The organism is Embleya sp. NPDC005971, assembly GCF_040629175.1.
Taxonomy (GTDB): domain Bacteria; phylum Actinomycetota; class Actinomycetes; order Streptomycetales; family Streptomycetaceae; genus Embleya.
Map to the genome: position 1 here is coordinate 1 of NZ_JBEXUX010000011.1, position 24,389 is coordinate 24,389.

20 protein-coding genes are annotated in these 24,389 nt (G+C 71.6%); 14 read left to right on the forward strand and 6 right to left on the reverse strand.

Translation table 11 applies throughout. The features are described 5' to 3' along the window. Window positions 1–169: 169 nt before the first annotated feature. Window positions 170–1,417, reverse strand: coding sequence for a histidine kinase (locus ABZ374_RS12355; protein ID WP_360309869.1), 1,248 nt, complete (start codon window positions 1,415–1,417; stop codon window positions 170–172). Between the two features lie 469 nt (window positions 1,418–1,886). Here ABZ374_RS12355 and ABZ374_RS12360 point away from each other — a divergent pair, with 469 nt between their 5' ends. Beyond that, on the forward strand, window positions 1,887–3,491 hold the full coding sequence (locus ABZ374_RS12360; RefSeq protein ID WP_360309871.1) for a hypothetical protein: 1,605 nt from the start codon (window positions 1,887–1,889) through the stop codon (window positions 3,489–3,491). Here the strand turns inward: ABZ374_RS12360 and ABZ374_RS12365 are convergent. Continuing rightward, the gene (locus ABZ374_RS12365; protein ID WP_360309873.1) at window positions 3,430–4,440 is read right to left on the reverse strand and encodes a hydroxyacid dehydrogenase; all 1,011 of its coding nucleotides are present in this window, start codon (window positions 4,438–4,440) and stop codon (window positions 3,430–3,432) included. The genes ABZ374_RS12360 and ABZ374_RS12365 overlap by 62 nt on opposite strands. A gap of 474 nt (window positions 4,441–4,914) precedes the next feature. Between ABZ374_RS12365 and ABZ374_RS12370 the strand changes: the two genes are divergently transcribed. The 8 genes from ABZ374_RS12370 (at window position 4,915) to ABZ374_RS12405 (ending at window position 14,223) form a co-directional block, all read left to right on the forward strand. Continuing rightward, window positions 4,915–6,243 (forward strand): sugar ABC transporter substrate-binding protein, encoded by a 1,329-nt coding sequence (locus tag ABZ374_RS12370; protein ID WP_360309875.1) that lies wholly within the window; start codon window positions 4,915–4,917, stop codon window positions 6,241–6,243. After that, window positions 6,240–7,211, forward strand: coding sequence for a sugar ABC transporter permease (locus ABZ374_RS12375; RefSeq protein ID WP_360309877.1), 972 nt, complete (start codon window positions 6,240–6,242; stop codon window positions 7,209–7,211). The genes ABZ374_RS12370 and ABZ374_RS12375 overlap by 4 nt, the downstream gene beginning before the upstream one ends. After that, the gene (locus ABZ374_RS12380; RefSeq protein ID WP_360309879.1) at window positions 7,208–8,077 is read left to right on the forward strand and encodes a carbohydrate ABC transporter permease; all 870 of its coding nucleotides are present in this window, start codon (window positions 7,208–7,210) and stop codon (window positions 8,075–8,077) included. Before ABZ374_RS12375 ends, ABZ374_RS12380 begins: the two co-directional genes overlap by 4 nt. 121 nt (window positions 8,078–8,198) lie before the next feature. After that, complete coding sequence (locus ABZ374_RS12385) at window positions 8,199–9,575, forward strand: alpha-L-fucosidase (RefSeq protein ID WP_360309881.1); 1,377 nt, start codon at window positions 8,199–8,201, stop codon at window positions 9,573–9,575. A gap of 51 nt (window positions 9,576–9,626) precedes the next feature. Further along, window positions 9,627–11,060 (forward strand): polysaccharide lyase 6 family protein, encoded by a 1,434-nt coding sequence (locus tag ABZ374_RS12390; protein WP_360309883.1) that lies wholly within the window; start codon window positions 9,627–9,629, stop codon window positions 11,058–11,060. Window positions 11,061–11,094: 34 nt separating this feature from the next. After that, entirely contained in the window at window positions 11,095–12,522 is a 1,428-nt protein-coding gene (locus ABZ374_RS12395; protein ID WP_360309885.1) for a polysaccharide lyase 6 family protein, read from the forward strand. Window positions 12,523–12,672: 150 nt separating this feature from the next. Further along, window positions 12,673–13,491, forward strand: coding sequence for a TIM barrel protein (locus ABZ374_RS12400; protein WP_360309887.1), 819 nt, complete (start codon window positions 12,673–12,675; stop codon window positions 13,489–13,491). 99 nt (window positions 13,492–13,590) lie between these two features. Beyond that, window positions 13,591–14,223 (forward strand): SGNH/GDSL hydrolase family protein, encoded by a 633-nt coding sequence (locus ABZ374_RS12405; protein ID WP_360309889.1) that lies wholly within the window; start codon window positions 13,591–13,593, stop codon window positions 14,221–14,223. Window positions 14,224–14,311: 88 nt separating this feature from the next. Here the strand turns inward: ABZ374_RS12405 and ABZ374_RS12410 are convergent, their stop codons facing one another. The 3 genes from ABZ374_RS12410 to ABZ374_RS12420 all read right to left on the reverse strand — a co-directional run bounded on the left by ABZ374_RS12410 (window position 14,312) and on the right by ABZ374_RS12420 (window position 18,018). After that, window positions 14,312–15,352, reverse strand: a complete 1,041-nt coding sequence (locus ABZ374_RS12410) for a LacI family DNA-binding transcriptional regulator (protein WP_360309891.1) — start codon at window positions 15,350–15,352, stop codon at window positions 14,312–14,314. A 204-nt stretch (window positions 15,353–15,556) separates the two neighbouring features. Next, complete coding sequence (gene larC, locus ABZ374_RS12415) at window positions 15,557–16,792, reverse strand: nickel pincer cofactor biosynthesis protein LarC (protein ID WP_360309893.1); 1,236 nt, start codon at window positions 16,790–16,792, stop codon at window positions 15,557–15,559. Continuing rightward, window positions 16,789–18,018: a lactate racemase domain-containing protein gene (locus ABZ374_RS12420; protein ID WP_360309895.1), complete on the reverse strand. Its 1,230-nt coding sequence runs from the start codon at window positions 18,016–18,018 to the stop codon at window positions 16,789–16,791. The genes larC and ABZ374_RS12420 overlap by 4 nt, the downstream gene beginning before the upstream one ends. 99 nt (window positions 18,019–18,117) lie before the next feature. Here ABZ374_RS12420 and ABZ374_RS12425 point away from each other — a divergent pair, with 99 nt between their 5' ends. The 5 genes from ABZ374_RS12425 to uxaC all read left to right on the forward strand — a co-directional run bounded on the left by ABZ374_RS12425 (window position 18,118) and on the right by uxaC (window position 22,919). Next, a complete protein-coding gene (locus ABZ374_RS12425; RefSeq protein ID WP_360309897.1) occupies window positions 18,118–18,303 on the forward strand; it encodes a hypothetical protein in 186 nt (61 codons plus the stop codon). After that, on the forward strand, window positions 18,300–19,673 hold the full coding sequence (locus ABZ374_RS12430) for a mannitol dehydrogenase family protein (RefSeq protein WP_360309899.1): 1,374 nt from the start codon (window positions 18,300–18,302) through the stop codon (window positions 19,671–19,673). Before ABZ374_RS12425 ends, ABZ374_RS12430 begins: the two co-directional genes overlap by 4 nt. Window positions 19,674–19,806: 133 nt before the next feature. After that, window positions 19,807–20,652, forward strand: a complete 846-nt coding sequence (gene larE, locus ABZ374_RS12435; protein WP_360309901.1) for an ATP-dependent sacrificial sulfur transferase LarE — start codon at window positions 19,807–19,809, stop codon at window positions 20,650–20,652. Then, window positions 20,645–21,346, forward strand: a complete 702-nt coding sequence (gene larB / locus ABZ374_RS12440; RefSeq protein ID WP_360309903.1) for a nickel pincer cofactor biosynthesis protein LarB — start codon at window positions 20,645–20,647, stop codon at window positions 21,344–21,346. The genes larE and larB overlap by 8 nt, the downstream gene beginning before the upstream one ends. A 169-nt stretch (window positions 21,347–21,515) precedes the next feature. Next, complete coding sequence (gene uxaC, locus ABZ374_RS12445; RefSeq protein ID WP_360309905.1) at window positions 21,516–22,919, forward strand: glucuronate isomerase; 1,404 nt, start codon at window positions 21,516–21,518, stop codon at window positions 22,917–22,919. A gap of 150 nt (window positions 22,920–23,069) precedes the next feature. On the opposite strand, the gene ABZ374_RS12450 is transcribed toward uxaC, so the two are convergent. Further along, window positions 23,070–24,161 carry an AraC family transcriptional regulator ligand-binding domain-containing protein gene (locus ABZ374_RS12450; RefSeq protein ID WP_360309907.1) on the reverse strand — a complete coding sequence of 364 codons (1,092 nt, stop codon included), beginning with the start codon at window positions 24,159–24,161 and terminating at the stop codon, window positions 23,070–23,072. Between the last annotated feature and the right edge of the window lie 228 nt (window positions 24,162–24,389).

Here is a 24,389-nt window from a genome sequence, read left to right on the forward strand (position 1 = left end):
GGCGGCCCCCCCGCGGGGGGGGGGGGGGGGCGGGCTGCCGTGGCCGCGAGGGGCCCGGGGGGGTAGAGGCGGCCGGGCGCCCGGCCGGGGACGTGCAGGGCGACGGTGGTCCGGGCGGGCCCTCGGCGATACCCCGGGCCGGCCTCGATCCGTGCCCGGCGGGGCGCGCTCAGCCCCAGGGCAGCTCGGCCCGTACCTCGAAGCCGCCGTCCGGGGTCGGGCCGCAGGCGAGCTTGCCGCCGGCCAGGGTGGCGCGTTCGGTCAGGCCGATCAGGCCCTGGCCGGAGCCCGGCACGTGCGGGACCTCGCCCGGCGGCGCCGAGTTTCGCACGGACACGGTCAGGCCCTCGCCGGGTGCGCCGGCGACCGTGACCGTGGTCCGGGCCCCGGGTGCGTGTTTGCGGGCGTTGGTCAGGGCCTCCTGGGCGATGCGGTAGGCGGTGCGACCGACCGAGGCGGACACGGTCGACGTGTCGGTGACCCGGCGCGCCAGGGTGACCTGCATGCCCGCGTCGTGCGACTGGGCGACCAGGTCGTCCAGCGCGGCGAGCGTGGGCTGGGGGCGGCCGGGATCGTCGGCATCGCCCGCGCGCAGCACGCCGATGATCTCGCGAAGGTCCTGCAACGCCTCGTGCGCGCTCTCCCGGATGACGCCGGCCGCCCTCGCCACCTGCTCGCGCGGCGCGTCCGGCCGAAACTCCAGCGCGCCGGCGTGCACACTCAGCAGGGTCAGTCGATGCGCGAGGACGTCGTGCATCTCGCGGGCGATGGCTTCGCGGGCCAGCCGCTGCGCCTGCTCGGCCCGCAGCTCCGCCTCCGCCTCGGCGCGGCGGGCCCGGTCCCGCAGGCTGAGCATGAGCTGGCGCTTGGCGCGTACGAACATGCCCCAGCCGATGACGGACAGGGTCAGCAGCACGGCGAACACCACGACGCCGAGGTAGGACATCTCGGGGTCCGGGCGCAGTCCGTAGAACACCGGGATCAGCGCGAGTTGCAGGCCGCCCACCCAGGCCACGTACCGGAAGGGCCGGTGCACCGTGAGGGTGAACAGGGCAACGAGGCCGGCGCCGCCGGAAGCCGTGGAGATCAGACCGACGGGGATCAGGACCGCGGCCAGTCCCAGCGGCCACCGGCGGCGCAGCCAGACCGCGCCGCACGCCACGACGCCCAGCGCCAGATCGGCGAAGACGAGGGCGCGAGGCAGATCCGACTGCTCGTCCAAGGAGGCGACAGCGGCGACGCCGACAGCGACGGCCGCCAGGAAACAGCAGACGTCGACAATCCAGTCCCGGGTCGTGCGGCGGGATCGGGTGTGGCTCCCGACATCGGAATCGAGTTCGTCGGCCACCGCGGATGGCAACCACCATCGCCGCGCACCGAACTGCGCCGGTCCCGGCACCATCGTGTCATGCGTCATGGTCGACAACCTACGCACCACGCGTACGGTCGCGCGCCTTCCGTCCACCGCCGTCCACGAATCCCCTGGTGCCGGCTGCCGTGCCCTCGTCGCCGCGCGCCGCCCGGGGCCGTGCTCGCACGTCGCGGGTAACGGGGGCGCGTGGATGGAAGCGGTGATCGTGCGGTTACCGGATGTGGAGGGGGGCCGGCGGGGAAGTGTCGGGCAGGCCCGCCGTGTTGCGCCCGGGAGCGGGGGCGGGCGCCGACGTCGGGCGCGGGGCGCCGGACGCCGGTGCCGTTCGAGTGCTCGCGTCCGCTCCTCCCGGTCGCCGACGGTGAAGTCTCCTTCAAGGTCTTCGCACTCCAACACGCCTATCCGGACCGGGATTCGCAACCTCGCGGCGGTGAGCCCACGACCAGTGCGTTCGCGCTCGATCCGACCGCCGAGTACTTGCTCGTCCTGCTCGCGCCGTGCGAACCGCGCGCGTGTGACACGCCCCCACGCGGCCACCATCGGCGCCGGCAAGGTGTTGGAACGACTGCGCCCTTTCGCCGGACAGGCGGACTCGACCCGACTCGACCCGACCCGACCCGATCCGCGATCGATCGGCTATATCCTCGACCACGGCCGGCCGTGGTCGGGTGGTCCGAACGAGTCGGCCGACACCGACATCTCCTCGCACCAGTGGGACCGACAGTTGCCGATCCGACAGCCCCACCCAGGATTCGCCGTCTCCCGGGCGCCGAGGTCGCCCTCCGGGGCGGCGGGCCGGATGATCGCGATACTGGTGCTGTGCGCGGCGATCGTGGCCGGAGTCCGGTACGGGACCCCGGCCGCCGGGCATTCTCTCGACACGAGCGGGGCGACCGGGGCGGCGGCCACGACGGCGCGGGCGACGGCCGGGACGGGACCGACTCGGATCGACGTGCCCGCCGGAGTGACCGCGGGGGTGGCGGTGTTCGACCGGCGGACCGGCGTGTTCACCGAACAGCTCGACGCGAACAAGCGATTCCGCTCGGCGTCGGTGGTCAAGCTGCTGATCGCCCTCGACTATCTGTGGAGTCTCGGGCCGGAATACCGGATCCCAGCCGCCGATCGACCGGCGTTCGACCGTATGTTGCGCTCCAGTGACGACGCCGCGGCCTCGGACTTCTGGTCCCGGGCCGGGGCCGACGCGGTCGTCGACCGCATGGTGACCCGACTGAGCCTGGTCGACACCGCGCCGCCGGACGACCCGAACTACTGGGGCTACACCGCGCATTCGGCCGCCGACGTGGTCCGGATCTACCGGTACCTGCTCGAAACCGCACCGGCGCCGGTGCGCGACCTGGTGATGGGCGACCTGCGGGCGTCGACCCGCTGCGCCTCGGACTCCTTCGACCAGCACTTCGGTATCCCGTCCGCCTTCGACCGTCCGTGGGCGGTCAAGCAGGGCTGGTCGGGCTTCTCGTCGGGCGGTTGCGGGCCGACCGGTGCGGTGCCGGCGTCGGCCGGCGTCGACCTGTCCCATCCGGCGCTGCACACCACCGGCACGGTCGGGGCGGCGGACCGGTCGATCGTGGTGGTCCTGACCCTGCATCCGGCGGGCACGTCGTACGGGCGGGCCTACACGGACGTGGGTCGGCTCACCCGCTCGCTGAACGTACCCGGCGCGGCGCTCCCGTCGGGGACCCGGTGTTCGGGCCACGATCCACCCGGGTGGCGACGGACGATACGGAACGGGGGGTGCGCCCCGAAAGGCGAATGGTGGTGCCGCGGACTGCGCGGCACCACCATTCGGCGGGTGACCGGGCCGCCGCGCCGAGCGGGCGGGGCCGGCCCCGAGGGTGCGGACGAACCGCCGGGTCCGGCCGCCCTCGTCGACGTTTCGCTCACGTTGCGTTTCCGTACCGCCCCTTGCCGTGAGCCGGCGGAAGCGGGTGCCGGGCCTGCTTGCCCGGACCCTGGCCTGCAGTACAGCATGATCTTGCGTGACGTCCCCGATCGCAGGTTCCCGAGGCAGGGAGCCTTGTCGGCAGTGCCTGGCGGTCTCAGGCCAGCGAGGCGGCGCGGGCGGGGTCGATGGCGTGCCGGAGCGGCTGGTTCTGTGTGAGGCGGCGAAGTTCGTCGAGCACGAGCCGTCCGAGCCGGTGACGTTCGGCGCCCATGGCGCCGGCCAGGTGCGGTGTCAGGACGACGTTGGGAAGGGTGAACAGTGGCGAGTCATGGGCCGGGGGTTCCGGGTGCGTTACGTCGAGTACGGCGGTGAGGTCGGTCCTGGCCTGCAGGACCCGCGCGGCGGCGACCTCGTCGATCAGTGCACCCCGCGCGGTGTTGATCAGTGTCGCTCCCGGCCCCATGGAGTCGAGCAGTTCCGCCCCGATCGAGCCGCGGGTCTCGGGCAGCAGCGGTGCGTGGAGGCTGACGACCTGACAGGTGGCGAAGAGTTCCTCGACGGGGATCAGTCGCACTCCCGCGCGCCGGGCGGTGTCCGGGGAGGCGACGGGATCCGTGGCGAGGACCTCGACGTCGAAGCGGGAGAGGTGGGCGGCGACCAGCCGACCGATGTGCCCGAGTCCCAGCAGGCCCACCCGTGACCGGTAGGCGCCCGGGACGTCGGGACGGGTGGGGAAGCGGCGGTTCTGCGTCACCTCCCGCTCGATGCGGTGGGCCTGTTTCAGTCCGAGGAGGACATGGGCGAGGGTGAACTCCGCCACCGGCACGGCATTGGCCGCGGCGGCGGAGACGATCGGGATGTCGCGATCCCAGAAGGCGGGTGTGGTCAGGTGCCGGACGGATCCCGCCGCGACGAGAACGGCCCGCAGCCGAGGGGCACGTGCCAGGAGGGCGGCATCGAGGACGGGCGCGCCCCAGCCGGTGAGCAGCAGGTCGACGGTCCGCAGCACACCGGGGTCCGCGTCGAGCTCCTGCCGGGTGCGGGGCGGACCCTGCCACTGCACGAGCCGGCCGATCTCGGCCAGCACTTCGGGCGGGTAGACGTCGTCCCGGCGTTCCTCCTCCATGACCAACAGGGCTGTCGGTGCGGTGGCCGGTTCGTTCATGTCGGGTTGCTCTCCTCGGCCTGTTCGGTGGTGGACCGGCGGCCGGACGGTCGGCGGTCCCTGCTCGGAAGTGCTGGTAAGCGCTTGCCCGAACCTCGCGGTGGCCTGTGCGCCGTCCGGCCCGTAGCTCGCAGGAACCATACATCGGATCATTGAAATGTCGTCACCGTGACCTTGGATGCCCGATCTTCTCCGTTTCGGTGGCTGTCGTCGAGGCTGAGGCATACCTCGGCCCGAATGCCCGTTCCTGCCGATGCCCAAATTGCGCGAGTAGGAGCCTATTTATAGGGATAAGGCCGTCCGTCTCGTCCGTCGAATCACGCGCCGGGGGCGCCGGAGCGCCCCGGATGAGCACTCTCGTTCGGTCGCCGGAAACTTTGTATTCATCGGACTATTGACCACTTGATTCGGACCCGGTTACCGTCCGTGCAAGCGCTTTCCAGGCCATGTGATGCGGCTGAAACAGGAGTAGTCATGCAGAGATCGCGATGGATCGGTGCGGGGGCCCTCGCCTCGGCACTGATCCTCACCAGCTGTACATCCGGGCCTGCGGGAGTGGATGCCAAGCAGAACTCCAAGGCTCCCCTCGAGCTCTGGACCAGGACGACACCGGGCGGACCGGGGGAGAAGGGCGCGCAGCAACTCGCCGCCGCCTTCGAGCAGGCCACGGGCTTCAAGGTCGAGGTCACGGCCATCTTCGACGACTTCGAGACCAAACTGCAGCAGCGGGCCGCCCAGAAGAAGCTCCCCGACATCGTCATGAACGACGTGACGCAGATCGGCACCATGCACAGCCAGGGTCTGCTCCGGGAGATCGACCTCGGCAAGATCAAGGACAGCAAGCAGATCGCCGGACAGGGGCTGGCGTCCGGGAAGAGTCTGGACGGCAAGCAGTACGGACTCCCGATATCCGCGCAGGCGTCCGCGCTGCTGATCCGCAAGGACTGGCGCGAGAAGCTGAAGCTCGACGTCCCGAGGACCTGGGACGACTTCGCCGCGATGGCCACCGCCTTCACCACCCAGGACCCCGACGGTGACGGCAAGAACAACACCGCCGGGCTCGCGGCACCGCTGTCCACCAAGCGCGGTTACGCCTCCTGGTACTTCTCCAACTTCCTCTGGGCCGCGGGCGGCGACTTCATCGCCGAGACCGGCAAGGGCAAGTACAAGCCGGCGATGACCACCCCGGCGTCGGTGCAGGCCATGCAGTGGTTCCGCGACCTGGGGTGCAAGGCCAAGGCCATCCAGCCCGGCGCCGTGACCATGGACACCCCGCCGACGAACGAGACGTTCGAGGCGGGCAAGGCCGGCATGTACGTCGTCGGCCCGTACCTGCTGCCCCGCTTCGACAAGTCCCTCGGCGCGGACAAGTACGAGGTCGTGCCGATGCCCAAGGGACCCAAGGACGCCACCGTCCTCGCCGAGGGCAGCTCCGTCTACCTGATGGCCGGCTCCGACAACCGCGCCGGCCAGGACGCCTTCGCCGGCTTCGCGGTCTCCGTCGAAGGCCAGAAGAAGGGGATGGAGGGCGCCACCGGCTACACCGTGCAAATCCCGGTCAACACCGCCGTGGACATCTCCCAGATCCGCCCCGACCCGCGCTGGAAGACCTACGCCCAGGCGTACCAGGACTCCGGGCGATACGCGCCTGCCATCCCGAACTGGACGCCGGTGCGGCAGGTGACGGCGGACGCGGTGAACGCGCTCGTGGCGGACTGCGGGCTCGACCTCAACGCCAAGTTGCGTGAGCTCGACAAGCAGCTCGCCGACATCCTCAAGGAGCAGGGGATCGCCGCGTCATGAGCCTTGACCAGGCGGAACCGGCCGCCCTCCCGGCGGCCGGCCCCGCTCCGCGAAAAGTGGGCCGCCGGGACGGCGGGGCCGCCGGTCGCCGGGCGCGCAGCCGCAGATCCGGTCGGTGGTGGACGCCTTGGCTGTTCCTCGCCCCGGCGCTGCTCCTCTTCCTGTACTTCAAGTTCATCCCCATGGCCAGCGCGCTGACCATGTCCTTCCAGGAGGTTCAGCCCTACCTGGGAAACCGGTGGGTCGGCACCGAGAACTACAGCACGGTGCTGCAGTCCCCCGGATTCCGCGAGGCCGCGTGGCACACGGTCGTCCTCGCCGCCGGACAGACCGCCGGCTCGATGGGGCTCGGCTTCGCCCTGGCCCTGCTGATGGAGGGGCAGAGCCGCCGACTGGGATTCGTGCGCTCCGCGGCGTTCCTTCCGGTGGTGGTGCCGATGGCGGTCGTCGCCGAACTGTGGCGGATCATGTATCACCCCACCGGCGACGGCATGCTCAACTCCATTCTCGGTCTGGCGGGACTGGGGCCGTCGGGGTTCATCAACGACCCCGACACCTCGATGGGATCCATCATGCTCACCGGCATCTGGCGGGGAGCGCCCTACGACATGATGATCTTCCTCGCCGGCCTGACGAGTGTGGACCGCGGTCTGTACGAGGCGGCGAGGGTCGACGGTGCCTCCCGGTGGCAACGGGTGTGGTACGTGACGGTGCCCGGACTGCGTTCGGTGTTCTCGATCCTGTTCATCCTCGCCGCGATTCGCGGACTGCGGATCTTCACCGAGGTGTTCCTGCTCACCAACGGGGGGCCCAACGGCTCCACCGAGGTCGTCATGACCCTCATCTACAAGCTCGGGCTCGAGCAGAACCGGCTCGGTGTCGGTGCGGCGGGAGCGGTCCTGCTGTTCGTCGCGACGCTGATCCTGACCATCGTCGTCCAACTGCTGCGGCGGAGGGAGAGCAAGTGAGCGAGTCGTCGACCGAGACCGCGCTGGGCCTGACCGAGAGCCGCAGCGTCGGCGGACGGATCCTGAAGGCCGTCGTCTACCTCCTGGTCCTGGCCATGTTCGCGGGTCCGCTGCTGGCCCTGCTCGTCGGTGCCTTCGGCCACATCAAGGACCCGACGCAACTGAGCATCATCCCCTCGGACTTCACGTTGGACAACTTCGAGATCGCGATCGACCAGGGGGTACTCAAGTACTTGCTGAACTCGTTCTTCGTGGTCGGCTTCGGGCTGCTGCTCCAGGTGGCCGTCTCCGTCCTGGCCGGCTACGCGCTGGCTCGGAAGGTGTTCCCGGGAATGACGCTGGCGCTCGTCGCCATCCTGGCGACGCTGATGTTGCCCGAGGAGATCCTGGCCCTGCCGCTGTCCGTCATTCTCGCCGATCTGCCGGTCGTGCACTTCAACCTCATCGGCACCCTCGCCGGGATGATCGTCCCGCTGGGCGCCTGGGGATTCTCGATCCTGGTGATGACCGAGTTCATGAAGGACGTGCCGCGCGAACTGGAAGAGGCCGCGCGCATCGACGGCGCCGGAGACCTGCGGATCTTCGCCCAGATCATTCTGCCGATGTGCAAGCCCGCCCTCGGCGTCATCGGGGTCTTCGGCTTCACCATGATCTGGGACCAGTACCTGCTGCCCCTGCTCGTCGCCACCGACTCCTCCTCGTACACGCTGCCGTTGGCGCTGCGGACCCTGCGGATCGACCCGGCCGTGACCCCCGGAGTGGTGATGGCGGCCTCCCTGCTGGCCCTGCTGCCCTCCGTGATCGTCTTCCTGTTCTTCCAGCGGTCCTTCGTCAGCGGCCTGTCCTCCGGGGCACTCAAGGGCTGACCCGCGGACCGACCCGCCGTCTCGCGGCCCGCGTCGGCCCCTGCCCGCCCCCGTCCCGTACGACCAGCCCCGACGCGCCACCGAAAAGCCGCCGGGCGCCGACGAGAAAGAGCGATTCCCCATGACCGCGAGCGCTGACACCCCGCAGGCGCATCCGTCCGCGACCTCGGATCCCGAGGCGGGCCCGGAGACGAACTGGTTCACCACCGCCCGGTTCGGCATGTTCGTGCACTGGGGTCTGTACTCCCTCGCCGCACGGCACGAGTGGGTCAAGAACCACGAGCGACTGACCGACGAGCAGTACCAGGTGTACTTCGACCACTTCGACCCCGACCGCTACGACCCCGCCCAGTGGGCCAGGGCGGCCAAGGCGGCGGGCATGCGGTACGTGGTGCTCACCACCAAGCACCACGACGGCTTCTGCCTGTGGGACAGCGCCCTGACCGAGTACAAGGTCACCAACACCCCGCATGGCCGGGACCTGGTGGGGCCGTTCGTCGAGGCGTGCCGCGCCGAGGGGCTCAAGGTCGGTCTCTACTACTCGCTGATCGACTGGCACCATCCGTCCTTCCCCGTGGACGGCGTGCATCCGCAGCGCGACGACGAGGCGTTCAAGGCAGCCAACGCCGAGCGGGACATCCGCGAGTACCAGCGTTATATGGACGGCCAGGTCCGTGAACTGCTGACCTCGTTCGGACGGATCGACTACCTGTTCTTCGACTTCTCGTACGCCGAACGCAGTTGGTGGGGCGGCAAGGGGCCCGACGACTGGGACTCCCCGCAACTTCTGCGGACGATTCGCGAATTGCAACCGCACGTCCTCGTCAACGATCGCACCGGCCTTCCCGGGGACTTCGTCACCCCCGAGCAGTACCAGCCGTCCGGTCCGATGACCGAGAACGGGCAACCCGTGCGGTGGGAAGCCTGCCAGACGCTCAACGGCAGTTGGGGCTACGACCGGGACAACCTGGACCACAAGAGCCCCGACCTGCTGATCCGGATGCTCGTCGACGGGGTGTCCAAGGGCGGCAATCTGCTGCTCAACGTGGGGCCCACCGGCCGAGGCGCGCTCGACCCGCGAGACACCGCGATCCTCGACGAGATCGGCCGGTGGATGCACCTGCACGAGCGCTCGATTCGCGGCTGCGGCCCCTCCTCGTACACCGCCCCCGCCGAATGCCGGTACACCCTGCGCGGCGACCGGCTCTACGTCCACCTGTTCGCCTGGCCGCTGCGCCACCTGCACCTGCCGGGCCTGGCCGGCCGGGTGCGCTACGCCCAACTGCTCAACGACGCGTCCGAGATCATCCCGGTCCACATCGACCCGGACCGGCCCGCGGTCAACACCGAGATGGGCGGCCAGCCCGCCGGAACGCTCACGCTCCAGCTTCCGATCAGGCGCCCCGACACCCCCGTACCCGTCATCGAACTGTTCCTGGACACCCGGGCGACCCAGGACGCCGGGGACACCCCCCGCGCCACCTCGACCGCCGGCTGATCGCAGGCCGGAACACCGTCCGTACCTCCACCACATCCTCACGGAGGCACCATGCAACGCCGCACGTTCCTCACGGGTACCGCGGCAGGGGTGGCGCTGGCCGCCGCCCCCGTCGGCGGACTGCCGGCCGCGCGCGCGAGCGCGGCCCCGAAGGCCGTCCGCACGCTGGACGAGCTGCAGGCCGCGATCGACCGGGCCCGACCCGGCGACCGGATCGTCGTGGCCGACGGGACCTACACCGTCCCGGCGGACCGCCCGCTCACCATTCGGAACAAGCAGGGCAGCAGATACGCGCCCATCACCATCGTCGCCCGGACGCAGGGCGGCGTGGTCCTGGAAGGCGAACACGGCTTCGTTTTCGAAGCGTCCGCCCACATCACCCTGAGCGGCTTCTCCTTCCGGCAGCGCAACACCCTGGACATCCCGCCGGACTGCTCGCACATCAGGCTCACCCGCAACGACTTCCAACTGGCCGACATCGAAGGCGTGCACTGGCTGATGGTGCGCGCGGACGACAGCACGGTCGACCACAACCACTTCCACGGCAAGAGCACCCTGGGCATCTACCTCGGCATCGAGGGCGCGGGCACCGAGGAGATGGCCCAGCGCGTCCACGTGTACCGCAACCACTTCTCCGACCACACCTTCACCGGCTCCAACGGCGGCGAACCCATCCGGCTCGGCGTCAGCCCCCGGGCGCTGTCCAGCGCCCACGCGGTCGTGGAGTACAACCTGTTCGAGCGGGCCAACGGGGATCCCGAGGCGATCTCGGTGAAGAGCTCGGACAACACCATCCGATACAACACGATCCGCAACAGTTTCGGCGGGATCGTCCTGCGGCACGGCAACGGCAACCGGGTGGAGGCCAACCACCTCATCGACGGTACCGAAGGCGTGCGGATCTATGGCAACGACCATGTGATCGTCAACAATTACCTCGCCGGCCTGACCGGACGTGCCCTGGTGATCGGCAGCGGTTCGGAGCGCGATCACCTCCCCGGCGAGACACCCGAGGCGCGCCGCGGCAACGACGCCCCCGACCGGATCCTCATCGCGCACAACACCCTGCTGAACAACGGCGGCACGCTCTCCGGGGAGAGCCACCGTCCGCACGAGCCGCGCGACGTCACCGTCGCCGACAACCTGCTGGTCGCGGACTCGGGCGAACTGGTCGCGATGGCGAACACCGTGCGCTTCACCTGGTCGGGCAATCTCCTGTGGGGGGCCGCCGCGGACGGCAACATCCCCACCGGCGGCGGCACTCGGGTCGACCCGAAGCTGGTGAAGGACGCGTACGGCATCGCCCGCCCGGCCGCCGGCAGCCCGGCGATCGACGCCGGCACGCCGCGCCGCCCGCGCATCACGCACGACATCGACGGACAGCCCCGCAGCAGGACCCCGGACGTGGGCGCGGACGAATACTCCCGCCGGCCGCCGAGGCGCGGACCCCTGACCGCGGCCGACGTCGGTCCCCGGGCCGACTGAGCGCACACTCGCCCGTTTCGACCCAGGAGGCACCATGCAACGACGCACGTTCCTCAAGAGCTCGGCCGTGGCCGCACTTGCCGCGGTACCCCTGACCACCTCGCTGTCGGGCAGCGCATCGGCGGCCGACATCCCGGTCTCCTCCCTCGCGGCGCTCCAGAGCGCGATCAACGCCGCCGCACCCGGTGACCGGATCGTCGTCGCCGACGGCACCTACACGGTCCCGTCGGGCGGCGCGATCAACATCTCCGGCAAGAACGGCACGAGCGCCGCGCCGATCACCATCGTGTCCAAGACCCGCGGCGGCGCGGTGCTGCGGGGCGCGCGCGGCTTCGTGCTCGCCAATTCGAGCAACATCGTGATCAGCGGCTTCGCCTTCCGGCAGAGCACCACGCTCGAGCTTCCGACGGACTGCTCGGCGATCCGGCTGACCCGCAACGACTTCCAACACGCGGACAGCGGCGATCCGTACTGGGTCGTCGTACGGGCGAACGACACGAAGATCGACCGGAACCATTTCCACGACAAGACCACCGCGGGCATCTTCATCGTCGTCGACGGTCCCGGCAAGACCGAGATGGCCCAGAACGTGCAGATCTTCCGCAACCACTTCTCCGACCACAGCTTCACCGGGGACAACGGCGGCGAGCCCATCCGCTTCGGCGTCAGCGGCCGTGCCCTGGCCGACGCCGGCGGCCATGTGGAGTACAACCTGTTCGAGCGCTGCGACGGCGACCCCGAGGCCATCTCGGTGAAGTCCTCGGGCAACACCGTGCGGTACAACACCATCCGCGACAGCCGCGGCGGTATCGTGCTGCGGCACGGCAACGGTTCGACGGTGGAGGGCAATTACCTGATCGGCGGCACCGACGGGGTGCGGATCTACGGCAACGACCACGTGATCGTCAACAACTACCTCAGCGGGCTGTCCGGCCGGGCCCTGGTGGTCGGCAGCGGCAGCACCCGTGACCACACCCCGAGTGAGACGGAGACCCAGCGGCGGGGCAACGACGCCTGCGACCGCGTGGTGATCGCGCACAACTCCCTGATCAACAACACCGGCATGTTGTCGGGCGAGACGCGGGCGTTCGAGCCGCGGAACGTGACCATCGCGGACAACCTGCTGGTCGGCGACTCCGGCAGCCTCGTCGCCATGGGCGCCACCACCGCCTTCACCTGGCAGAGCAACCTGCTGTGGGGGGCGGCCGGCAACGGCAACATCCCCGCCGGAAGCTTCGTCCGGGCCGACCCTCGGCTCGCGCAGGGCACGGATGGTGTCCTGCGGCTGACGGCGGGCAGCCCGGCGATCGGCGCGGCCACGCTCGGCGGCCTGGCCCTGGCCGACGACATCGACGGGGACCCGCGCGGCAGCGTACGGGACATCGGTGCCGACGAGTACGCGACAACGCCCGCACTCCGGCACCCCCTCACCGCCGCGGACGTGGGCCCGAACGCTCCCTGATCGCCCACCGGTGACGGGGCGCCGCACGCCTGAGCGCTCCCTTCACCCGAATCCGTCGGTGCATCCGAAGCGGTCCGCCCGGCCCTGTCCGGGCCGGACCGCTTCGGACTCCGCGGACCACCCGCAGACGCCGACCGCGAAGGCAGGGCCATGACCGAAGAGACCCGACGGAGCGCGGCGGACCTCCCGCGGCTCCGCCCGTCGTCCGAGCCGGACACCGGGCGGACCCGTTTGGGCATGTGCTCGGTCACCTTTCGCCGGCTGCCCGCCGCCGAGGTCGCGCGACGCGCGGCCGACGCGGGCCTGGAGGTGATCGAGTGGGGCGCGGACGTGCACGCCCCCGCGGGGGAGCCGGACACGGTCCGCGCGGTCCGCGAGGTCTCCGACTCCCACGGGCTGGTCTGTTGCTCGTACGGTTCGTATTTTCGCGCCACGCCCGCCGAGTCGGCCGGTTTCCCGGCCGTCGCCCGGGCCGCCGTGCTGCTCGGGGCACCCCGGGTACGGGTCTGGGCGGGTGGCACCGGATCGGGGTCCGCCCTGCCCGACGAGCGGCGCGAGACCGTGCGCTGCCTGCGGGAGGCGGCCCGGATCGCCGCGGACCACGGCCTGGAGCTCGCACCGGAGTTCCACGGCGGCACACTCACCGACACCGTCGCCTCGACCGTCCGGCTGCTGGACGAGGTGGGCGCGGACAACGTCCGCACGTACTGGCAGCCGCCGCAGGACACCCCCGACGAGCAGGCGCTGGCCGGGCTCGTCGAACTCGGTGACCGGGTCACCGCCGTGCATGCCTTCTCGTGGTGGCCGGGCAACAACCGGCTGCCGCTGGCGGACCGCAGGGACCTGTGGGTCGCGGCCCTCGGCCTGTTGGCGGGCCGGGGTCTCCAGGCGCTCCTGGAGTTCGTCCCCGGCGACGACCCCGCGGTGTTGGCGCGCGAGGTCGAGACCCTGCGGCACGCGGCGGGGTAAGCCTCCTCGATTCGACGTATTCGACGTATGCGACGGTGATCCGGCGGGTCACGAGATGTCCCGCCGACCGACCCACCCACCCACGCCAGGACGGCAGGCATGCAGCTCAAGGACGACGACACGCTCCTGTTCATCGGCGACTCGATCACCGACGCCGGCCGCGACCGTGCGGATCCCGCGTCGCTCGGCAACGGATACGTGCACGAGATCGCGCGGACCCTGCGCGAGCGGGCGCACGACGGAGCCGGCCCCCGCGTCGTCAACCGGGGGATCAACGGCCACCGCGTGTACGACCTCGAAGCCCGCTGGGGTACCGACGTCCTGGACCACCGGCCCGCTGTCGTCACGGTCAAGATCGGCATCAACGACACCTGGCGCCGCTACGACCGAAACCTGCTCAGCCCGGTCGACGAGTTCGAGGCGTGCCTCGACCGCCTGCTCGCGGCCACGGCGCAGAAGTCGTCCGCACGGCTGGTCGTCGTCACCCCGTTCCTGCTTCCGGTCGGGCCGGACCAGGAACGCTGGTTCGAGGACCTGTCGCCGCGTACCGACGCCGTCCTGCGGGCGGCGGCGCGCAACGGCGCCCAGGTGGTTCGCGCCGATCTCCTGCTGCCCCGCGCGGCGCAGGACCGGGAGCCGGGGGAGCTGGCCCCGGACGGCGTCCACCCGAGCCCGCCGGGGCATCGGCTGATCGCCGACGCCTGGCTCGCCGAGGTCGCGCCCACCGTGTGACGGCGCGGACGCCGCCGCGATCGAGGCCACGCGGGGCGCCGGGGAGAGCGCGGGTCGACGAAGTCCGCGACCGCGCACGCTTTACGAGCTACGGATTCGGAAGCCGGGTGCGCCGGGCCGGTGCCGTCGAGTCGCGGACGACCAGCCTCACCGGCAGGGTCATCGGCTTGCCGGTGCGCGGTGCCGGGTTGCCGCGCGAGGACGACAACGCGTCGACGGCAGCCCGTCCCTGGGCGCGCAGCGGGGCGGCGACGGTGGTCAGCCCGGGCCTGACGATGCGGGTCGGGAAGATGTCGTCGAAGCCGACCATGCTGACGTCCTCGGGAACTCGGACGCCGCGCGCCTGGAGGGCGAGCATGGTCCCGATCGCCAGTTGGTCGTTGTAGGCCACGACGGCGGTCGGCAGGTCCTCGCGGAGCGCCTCGGCGGCTTCGCGACCGCCTGCGACCGTCGGCGCGAACGGGCCCACGCGCTGCACCCGCATGTCCAGCCCGGCCGCCGCCTCGCGCAGGCTCCGCAGGCGCATCCCGTCCGCCCACGAGGCCTCCGGACCGGCCACGTAGGCCACCGTGCGATGGCCCAACCGCGCCAGATGTTCCGCGGTCACGAGCATGCCGTGCGGGTTGTCGAGGGTGATGCTGGGGACGTCGGCGACGTCCCGGTTGAGGACGACGACCGGCCGCTGCTTGGCGGTCATCCGGATGGCCGAGTCCGACAGTCGGGTACCCGCCAGTACGAGTCCCTCGACGGCGGGCAACGCCCTTTCCAGACTGGCGCGTTCCACCCGATCGTTTTCCTGGGCGTCGATCAGCAGGAGGACGAAGCCGGACTCGGCGGCGGCGGACTCGGCGCCCCGGATGATCTCGGCGTAGAACGGGTTGGTCACGTCGGAGACCACCAACGCGAGCATCGAGGTGCGGCCGGTGGGCAATCCCGACGCCAACGGATTGACGCGGTAGCCGAGCTCCGCGGCCACCCGCCGGATGCGTTCGGCGGTCGCCGCGTTGACCCGGCCCGGCCTGGCGAACGCCCGGGACACGGTGGACGCGGCCACCCCTGCGGCCCGGGCGACGTCGTAGATCGTCGGTGCCTTGCTCCCGCCGGTCGGTGCGCCGTCACGCTCGCTCACCGGATCTCACTTCCGTTCTCGTGGGAAAGCCACAGGTCTGGGCGGCGACGCCCGTGGTCGGACGACGCCATGGCTGCCCATGGGATGGGAAGGAGCGCACTGTACTCCGTTTCGACGCCGTCACCCCCGCGCGGTCGGCCGGCGACCCGAACGGCGCTCCCCTCGCCGGCGGATGGGACCGGTGCCGGTGGCGACGCCGCGGATTCAGGCGGGTTCGGGGGTGAGCGCTCGCGGGGTGGGGGCGCTGGAGGTCAGGCCGGCCTGGTGGGCGGCGGTGCCGGCGGCGGCCAGGACGACGTGGACGGGCAGGCCGAGGCGGGCGGCGAGGGCGGCGGCGGGGCCGAACTCGGGCGTCGCCTGGAGGATTCTGCCGCCGCGGTGGCCCACCTTGACCGGGAGGCGGCTGCCGAGGACGTCCACGAGGGTCCAGCCTCGCTGGAGTTCGGTTTTGCGGACCGGCCGTTCGCGCACGCCCAGGGTGGTGGTGAGGCGGAAGACGGCGTCACGCAGCGGTTGGGCGTCCTGCGGTGGGCACAGGACGGAGAGCGTGTGCGCGGGGCGGCCCTTCTTCATCAGGATCGGGGTCAGCCACGCGTCCGAGGCGCCGGCCTCCATGAGGGATGCCAGCACGCTGGGCCATGCGCGCGGGTCCAGGTCGTCGATGTTGGTTTCCAGGACGACGGCTTCGCAGGCGTCGAAGGCGGAGTCCAGGGGTGTGGCCGGAGCCGGGGTGCCGAGGAAGACCCGGGTGACGTTGGGGCGTCCGGGGGTGTCGCGGCTGCCGGCCCCGATGCCGGTTCGCTCCAGACGCAGGGGTGGCAGGGGGGCGCACTCGCGGGCCAGGGTGGTGAGCAGCGCCATCCCGGTGGGGGTGGCGAGTTCGCCCTCCCCGCCCGCGAACACCTGCCACTCGGCGGCGAGTTCGGCCACCGCGGGGGCGGGGACGGGAAGTTCGCCGTGGGCGGTGGTGACGCGGCCGAAGCCCAACGCCGCGGGACCCGCCGTCAGCTCGGTGACGGCGAGGTCGTGCAGCGCGGCACAGACGCCGACGACGTCGGCGATGGAGTCCCAGGCGCCCACCTCGTGGAAGTGCACCTCGTCCGTTCCGGTACCGTGCACGTGTGCCTCGGCGACGGCGAGACGGCCGAAGACGGCGAGTGCCGACGCGCGGACCGGATCGGCCAGCGCCGCCGCTTCGATGAGGCGGCGCACCTCACGCCACGTTCGGTGGACGTGGTCGTCGTCGCTCGGCGTCACGTGGATGCGGGTCGCGCGCATACCGGCGCGGGTGACCTGTGTCCGGTCGAGGCGTACCTCGCCGGGAACCACGGCCTCCACCGCGGCACGTACGGTGCCCAAGGCGGCCCCGCCGTCGACGAGGGCGGCGAGCAGCATGTCGCCGGCGATGCCGGCGGACGCGTCCACCCACGCGGCCCTCATGGGCGCAACCGATGCAGGACCTCGCCGGCTTGCGGCACGACGAGCGTGTCCGGGTCGGCGGCGAGCGCCGCGAAGTCCACCGCGGCGGGGTCCAGATGGCCGAGGTTCGCCCCCCGGACGACGTGCTCGGGAATGCCGGTCGCGAGGGTGACGGTCAACCGGCAGTGCTCGCCGCGCTCTTCGTCGTACGTGCCCGCGCCGCGCAGGTGTGTGGAGTGCGCCAGGACACCCCAGTGCAGGTGCTCGAAGCGGTCCCACTGCTTGGTGAAGTAGTCGCGGCAGTGGTAGCCGATCTCCTCGATCTCCGGGTGCATCGCGGAGATGGTCCGCACGTGCGGGGCGTACAGGATGACCTCGCCGCCGTCCGCGACGACCGGTTCGAGCTTGTAGAAGCCTTTCGCCGCGGTCCAGATGTCCTCGTACTTCTCCGGGATCACGGACACCACCCGCCGCACGGGGGCGTCCAGGTAGCGGACGTGGACCTGCGCGGACACGTCGGCCGCCGCCGACCAGGCCGCCTCCGGGGTCCCGTACGCCATCGAGTGCAGCGCCCCGGTACCGGATTCGACCACCACGCACAGCGCGCGCCTGCGGGTCGGGATCAGCGCGGCCGCCTCGTGGATCAGTGCGCGGACCGGGGTGATGCCGCGCGTTCCGATGATCTCCGCGCTGGTGATCAGGGCGCCGAGCCAGTGCGACAGGTCGATGATGTCGGCGCCCGCGACGCCGGGGAAGAAGTACTTGTCACCGCCGGAGAAACCGACCACTTCGTGAGGGAAGACCGGGCCGACGACCAGGGCCACGTCGTGCTCCACGACGGCCCGGTTGAGGCGCACGTCGACCTCTTGGCGCAGCAGCCCGCCGGACAACTCGGCCACCCGCTCGGCGCCGATCGTGCCGACCGAGGCGAACGTCGACGGCTCCCACCACTCGTGGTTGAGGACGGTCATGCCCGGGAGCGGCGGGACATGGGCGGCCAATTCGGCCTCGCCCATCGGCGCGTGCGTACCCAGCGCGACCAGCACCGTCAACCGGGAGACCCGGCCGTACAGCGCCTCGTGCACCGCGGCGAGCAGCAGCGGAAGCGGGCAACTGCGGGTGCCGTCGGGTACCACCAGGCATACGCTCCGGCCGTCGAGATCCTCGCCGGCCAGTTGTTCGGCGACGAAGGCTCGCACCCGGGCCTCGGGGAGGACGGCGCCCGGCCCGCCGATCTGTGCTGTCATGGCGGCCAGAGGACCATGGCCCGCGACCTGGTGCAAGTGCCCACGGCAACACATGGCAACCGGTTGCCGCGCCGGGCGGGCGGCAGCGAACATGCCGTCATGCCAAGCCTCCACCCCGACCGACTGCTTCCCGTCGACCCCGGGGTGCGAGCTCTCACCCGGCACCGGTACGAGACGGTGCGCGACCTGCCGACCCCGTCACCGCACCGGCCCGACCGGGACGAGGCATTCGCGGCGGTGGCGAAACCGGTGAACGTCAACCCGCGAAAGGCCATCCAACTGTGACCGCCCAACCCGCGACCCGGCCCCTGTCCCGCGCGCTCGACGCACGCCCCGCCGCGCCGGTACGCATGCTCCACCTCGGCCTGGGCGGCTTCTTCCGGGCCCATCAGGCCTGGTACACCGAGCACGCCGGCGACGCCGACCGGTGGGGGATCGCGGCGTTCACCGGGCGCAGCACCGCGATCGCCGAGCGGCTGACCGCCCAGGACGGGCTCTACACGTTGGCCACCCGTGCGCCCGACCGCGACCGCTTCGAGGTGGTCGGTTCGCTCACCTCGGCGCACGCCGGCGGCGACCACGCCGCGTGGCTGAGCCACTGGCGGCGGCGGGAACTCGCGGTGGTCACCCTGACGGTCACCGAGGCGGCGTACACCCGCGCGCCCGGGGGCGGCCTGGACACCCGACGCACCGACGTGAGTGCCGATATCGCCGCACTCCGCGCCGATCCGCAGGCCCCGGTGGCGACGGTCGCCGCGCGGCTGCTGGCCGGGCTGGCCGCCAGACGGCGCGCGGGCGGCGACCCCGTGGCGGTCGTGCCGTGCGACAACCTGCCGGGAAACGGCGAGGTCACCGCACGGGTGGTCGGCGAACTGGCGGACGCGATCGGGCGTCCCGAATGGCGCGAGGCGGCCGCGCACGCCTCGTACGTCGGCACCATGGTCGACCGGATCACCCCGTGGTCCACCGCGGACGACGTGAGCGCCGTCCGCGACGCGACCGGACGCCGGGACGAAGTCCCGGTCGTCACCGAGCCGTTCACCGAGTGGGTGCTCAGCGGTGAGTTCCCCGCCGGGCGGCCCCGCTGGGAGGACGCCGGTGCCCGCTTCGTCGCCGACGTCACGCCGTACGAGGAACGCAAACTGTCGCTGCTCAACGGTGCCCACTCGCTGCTGGCGTACGCGGCGCCGTTCCGCGGGCACGCCACCGTCGCCGAGGCCGTGGCCGATCCGGTCTGCCGGGTCTGGGTGCGCGAATGGTGGCACGAGGCCTCGACCCACCTGGACTTCCCGGAAACCGCACTGGCCGGCTACCGGGACGCGCTGACGGCCCGCTTCGCGAACCCGCGCATCCGGCACACCCTCGCCAAGATCGCCGAGGACGGGGCCCAGAAGATCCCGGTGCGTGTCCTGCCGACGCTCTACGCCGAGCGGACGGCCGGGGCGATGCCGCCCGGCGCGCTCCGCATTGTCGCCGCGTGGATGCTGCACCTGCTCGGCAGCAACGGGATCCCGGTACGAGACGCCGCCGCCCCGGTCCTCAACGCATCACCGTCCGACTCCGCGCACGCCGTGCTGGCCTTCCTCGATCCCGTCCTCGCCGAAGACACCGAACTGGTCGAGGCACTCGCCGCCCGCGCCTGGGAACTCACCTGACCGCGCGGCGACACGAAGGGTGTCCACACCCGCGACCGGCGGCGCGCGTCGGCCGCTCACGCGCTGCGGATCCGCCGGAGCGCACCCGAGGGCCGCGAACCGTCGAGCCGATCTCGAACAGGAGAAGCACGTCATGATCCCGGGATTGTCCGACCCCGACGGCGAGGCCGCCGACCGCGTCGGAACACTGCTGCACACGCCCGGCCGGCTCGGTGTGGCCTTCTCCGGGGGAGTGGACTCCTCCGTGTTGTTGGCCCTGGCCGTGCGAGCGCTGGGCGCCGACCGCGTGCTCGCGGTGCTCGGCGTCTCGCCCAGCCTCGCCGCCGACGAGCGCACGGCGGCGCTGCGGGTCGCCGCGAAGATCGGTGCGCGGGTGGTCGAGGTCGTCACCCACGAGGGCGACCTGCCGGCCTACCGGGCCAACGGCGTCGACCGGTGTTTCCACTGCAAGGACGAGTTGTTCGCCCGCATTTCCGCGGAGGTGGTCCGGGCGCACGGCCTGACGGCCGTCGCCTACGGGGAGAACGCCGACGACGTGGTGCGAGCGGACCGTCCCGGCGGCAGGGCCGCGATGCGTCACCGGGTGTTGCACCCGCTCGCCGACGCGGGCCTGGACAAGGCGGCGGTCCGCCGGATCGCCGCCGCGTTGGACCTGCCGTGCGCGGACAAACCGGCCGCGCCCTGTCTGGCCTCGCGGATTCCGCACTTCAGCGAGGTCACGCCGGAGAAGCTGAGCCAGGTGGAGGCGGCGGAACGGGGCCTGCGGGAGCTGGGCTTCAGCGACTGCCGGGTGCGCCACCACGGCGAGGTCGCACGGATCGAGGTGCCCGTCGCCGAGATCGCGGCGCTCGCGGGCGACCTGCGCGAGGCGGCTCTGGCGGTGGTTCGTGCCGCGGGGTTCCGGATGGTCGCCGTCGATCTCGCGGGCATGCAATCGGGTGCCTTCACGCTTTCCCTGATCGGAGTTCGCCATGGCTGAATCGTTCGCCCGTCTCGACCACGAACGGATCGACCGCAGAGGGTATCCGGAGGCGATCTTCTGCGAGGGGAAGACTCCGGACCAGGTGGGTGCGATCGCCGCCGAACTGCGCGAACGCGGCCGGGCGGTGGCGTTGTTCACCCGGGCCGGTCCCGAGCACGCGCGGGCCGTCCTCGCCGAACTGCCCGACGCCCGTCACGAGTCGGACGCCCGGTTGTTGGTGTGGCCGCCCGAACCGCCCGCTCCGGAGGGAGGTCTCGTGGTCGTGTTGGCGGCGGGCACCTCCGACCTCCCGGTGGCGCTGGAGGCCGAGTTGACCGCCCGCTATCTGGGACGGCGCTGCGAGCTGGCCGTGGACGTGGGCGTCGCCGGACTGCACCGCGTGATCGGCATGCTCGACCTGCTGCGTTCCGCCCGGGTCGTCGTGGTTGCCGCAGGCATGGACGGCGCGCTGCCCAGCGTGGTGGCGGGGCTGGTCGCCGCGCCGGTCGTCGCGGTGCCGACCTCCGTCGGCTACGGAGCGGCCTTCGGCGGCCTGGCCCCCCTGTTGTCGATGCTCAACGCGTGCAGCCCCGGGGTCGCGGTCGTCAACATCGACAACGGCTTCGGGGCCGGGCACCTCGCCGCGCAGATCGCGGCACCCCCGACGCCGACGGCCGGCGCCGCGTCGTGGGGGTCGGCCGGCGGGGAATGAGCCCCGCCCCGCGGTCGGTCCGCGGCGGTTTCGAGGAGCCGCACGCAGGGCCCAAGTCGTCGACGGGCCTTGCCGATCGGTGCCGGTGCCCACCCCCGCAGGCAAGCGCTCGTGGCAACACATGACAACCGATTGCCGTGGCCGCCGGCCGCGGACAACCATTCGGAGCATGCCCTCCTCACTCCATCCCGACCGGCTCCTGCCCGTCGACGCACAAGCACGCGCCGTCGCCCGCCGTCTCTACGAAGCGGTCCGCGACCTGCCGATCCTGTCGCCGCACGGTCACGTGGATCCTCGGTTGCTGGTCGACGACAAGCCGTTCGGTGATCCGGCGAGCCTGCTGATCTCCGCCGACCACTACGTCACCCGCCTGCTGCACGCCTGCGGTGTCCCGCTGGACGAACTCGGAGTAGGCCAGGGGCCACTGACCGAACAGCAGGCCCGCCGGGCGTGGCGCGCGATGTGTGCGCACTGGACCGTCTTCCGAGGGACCCCGGTCCGCTACTGGATGGAGGCGGAACTCGTCGAGATCTTCGGCGTGACCGAGCGGCCCGCCGCGGCCACGGCCGACCGGATCTACGACGCGATCGCCGAGCGGCTGACCGATCCGGCCTTCCGCCCGCGGGCACTGTTCCGCCGCTTCGGCATCGAGGTGCTGGCCACCACCGACGACCCCGCGGACGATCTGGCCGCCCACCGGGCACTGGCCGCCGACCCCGAGTGGACGGCGCGGGTCCTCCCCACCTTCCGACCCGACCGCTACCTGGAACCCGGTCCGGGCTGGGGCGAGGCCGTGACGCGCCTGGGCGAGGCCGCGGACGTCGACACCTCGGACTACGACGGCTACATCCGGGCGTTGGAGGACCGACGACGCCACTTCATCGCGCACGGCGCCACCTCCGCCGACCACAGCCACCCGGACGTGGGCACCGAACCGCTGACCCACGGCGAGGCCGTCCGCATTCACCGGGCCGCCCTGCGGGGCACGGCGAGCGAAGCCGAGGGCGTCGCCTTCCGTCGGCACATGCTGCTGGAGATGGCCCGCATGTCCTGCGACGACGGTCTCGTGATGACCCTGCACCCGTCCGTGCGCCGCAACCATCACGCGCCCACCCACCACCGGTTCGGCGCCGACACCGGCCACGACATCCCGCTGCGCGCCGAGTTCACCGACGCCCTGCGTCCGCTCCTGCAGAGGTACGGAACCGCCGAAGGATTCCACCTGATCCTGTTCACCCTCGACGAGACCGTCTTCACCAGGGAGATCGCTCCGTTGGCCGGGTTCTACCCCTCGGTCTACGCGGGCGCCCCGTGGTGGTTCCTCGACGCCCCCGACGCCATCCGCCGGTTCCGCCGCGCGGTCACCGAGACGGCGGGATTCTCCCGGACGTCCGGCTTCGTCGACGACACCCGGGCCTTTTGCTCCATCCCCGCCCGACACGACATGTCACGGCGGCTGGACTGCGGCTATCTGGCCGAACTGGTCACCGAGCACCGACTCGACGAGGACGAGGCGCTGGAGACGGCGGTGGATCTGGTCACGGTCAACCCGCGAAAGGCGTTCAAGCTGTGATCACCGCCTGATTCGCACTTCGACGGGCGTCCGGCGCCGATTGGTGTGCTCCACCCGGGACCGCTCGTGCAAGGCGACAGGGGCCGACGAGAGGCGACTTCGTCGGTCGGGTCGCGCTTGCCCCCGCCGCCGGCGCGGGCCGGGACCGGATTACCCGTGTGCGCCGGGCGTGGGCGGGTCGGTCGGCGGTTCCGGGGATTGCTCCTCGCGACCCTGGGGCGCCGGGTGTTCGTGACGCCGCCGCAGGTCGCCCGGGGTGGTGCCGTGCCAGCGGTGCACGGCGCGGCGCAGGGCCCGCGCGTCGCTGAAGCGCGCGCGGGCCGCGATGGTGCGCATGGGGACGTCGCTGTCGCGGATGAGGTCCATGGCCAGTTCCTCGCGCACCCCTTCCACTTCGTCGCGCCACGTGGTGCCGAGTTCGCCCAGCCGGCGTTGCAGCGTCCGCGGGCTCAGTGCCATCCGCCGGGCGACCGAGGCCAGGGAGAGGTCGGGGTCGTGGAAGGTCGCGCGGAGCGTGGTGCGGAAGGCTCCGTGCCAGCCCAGGACCGGCTTGGCGGATGCGATGGTCAGTTCCGCGTGGCTGCGTAGGACGTCCTGCAGGCCCGGCTGGGTTCGCGGCATCGGGGCGTGCGCGTCCTCGGCGAGGTAGGTCATCGAGTTGACCGGGGCGTCGAACTCGATGTTCCGGGTGCCCAGGAACTCGGTCAGCGGCCCGAGCGTGTGCGGCGGTCCGTGGCGGAAGGCGACTCGCACCGGGACGACCGGGCGCCGCAGCCCCTCGGTCGCCCTGCGGCTTATCAACGGCAGGACGAACTGCTCCACGGCGGCGACCACATCGGGTTCGGCGGGGCCGGTGGAGTGCGTCACGGTGAACAGGCGGCCGTCGTCGCTCACATGCAGCTTCTCCGCGCCCGGATCCCCGATGACCGTGACGTAGCCGCAGCCGGTGCGCAGTGATTCCGCGAGTGTCTCGCCGGATGTGAACAGGTAGTCCCACACGCCGAAGGTGCCCATCGACGCCAGTTGCACGGCGTGCAGGCCGGCGTGTACCGCGGGCCGTCCGAGGATGATCTGCTCCCACAGCAGGAGCGCGGTGGGTGTGGACACCCGGGCGAACTCGTCGGCCAGGACGGCGTCGCCGACGTCGGGTAGCCGTACCAGCCTGGCCGGATCCATCCCTGCCTGGCGCGCGGCGTCGACCATGAAGCGCCCCATGCGGGCGGAGACGGTTCCGTTGAGCACAGTGTCCGAGGCTAGATCAGGATCGGCGCCGCGTCGATGCCGGCGGCTTCGTTGGCATCCGCCGTCCCCTCGGTGGCGGGTCGGGTCCCTCGTTCGGTCGGGGTGGCGACCCTACGGTCGAAGAGTCACAGAACGAGGCGCGGCGCACCGCGAACGGCCCCGAGCGGTGCCGCTCGACGGGGCGTGCCGCGTACCTTCCCGAGTGAAACGGAACCTGCTGTGCAAGTC

Bases quoted from the DNA above. Each gene is read 5' to 3' on its own strand.
- ABZ374_RS12355 (WP_360309869.1), bottom strand. From the start codon at position 1,417: ATGACGCATGACACGATGGTGCCGGGACCGGCGCAGTTCGGTGCGCGG.
- ABZ374_RS12365 (WP_360309873.1), bottom strand. From the start codon at position 4,440: ATGAACGAACCGGCCACCGCACCGACAGCCCTGTTGGTCATGGAGGAG.
- ABZ374_RS12370 (WP_360309875.1), top strand. From the start codon at position 4,915: ATGCAGAGATCGCGATGGATCGGTGCGGGGGCCCTCGCCTCGGCACTG.
- ABZ374_RS12375 (WP_360309877.1), top strand. From the start codon at position 6,240: ATGAGCCTTGACCAGGCGGAACCGGCCGCCCTCCCGGCGGCCGGCCCC.
- ABZ374_RS12385 (WP_360309881.1), top strand. From the start codon at position 8,199: ATGACCGCGAGCGCTGACACCCCGCAGGCGCATCCGTCCGCGACCTCG.
- ABZ374_RS12390 (WP_360309883.1), top strand. From the start codon at position 9,627: ATGCAACGCCGCACGTTCCTCACGGGTACCGCGGCAGGGGTGGCGCTG.
- ABZ374_RS12395 (WP_360309885.1), top strand. From the start codon at position 11,095: ATGCAACGACGCACGTTCCTCAAGAGCTCGGCCGTGGCCGCACTTGCC.
- ABZ374_RS12400 (WP_360309887.1), top strand. From the start codon at position 12,673: ATGACCGAAGAGACCCGACGGAGCGCGGCGGACCTCCCGCGGCTCCGC.
- ABZ374_RS12405 (WP_360309889.1), top strand. From the start codon at position 13,591: ATGCAGCTCAAGGACGACGACACGCTCCTGTTCATCGGCGACTCGATC.
- larC (WP_360309893.1), bottom strand. From the start codon at position 16,792: ATGAGGGCCGCGTGGGTGGACGCGTCCGCCGGCATCGCCGGCGACATG.
- ABZ374_RS12420 (WP_360309895.1), bottom strand. From the start codon at position 18,018: ATGACAGCACAGATCGGCGGGCCGGGCGCCGTCCTCCCCGAGGCCCGG.
- ABZ374_RS12425 (WP_360309897.1), top strand. From the start codon at position 18,118: ATGCCAAGCCTCCACCCCGACCGACTGCTTCCCGTCGACCCCGGGGTG.
- larE (WP_360309901.1), top strand. From the start codon at position 19,807: ATGATCCCGGGATTGTCCGACCCCGACGGCGAGGCCGCCGACCGCGTC.
- larB (WP_360309903.1), top strand. From the start codon at position 20,645: ATGGCTGAATCGTTCGCCCGTCTCGACCACGAACGGATCGACCGCAGA.
- uxaC (WP_360309905.1), top strand. From the start codon at position 21,516: ATGCCCTCCTCACTCCATCCCGACCGGCTCCTGCCCGTCGACGCACAA.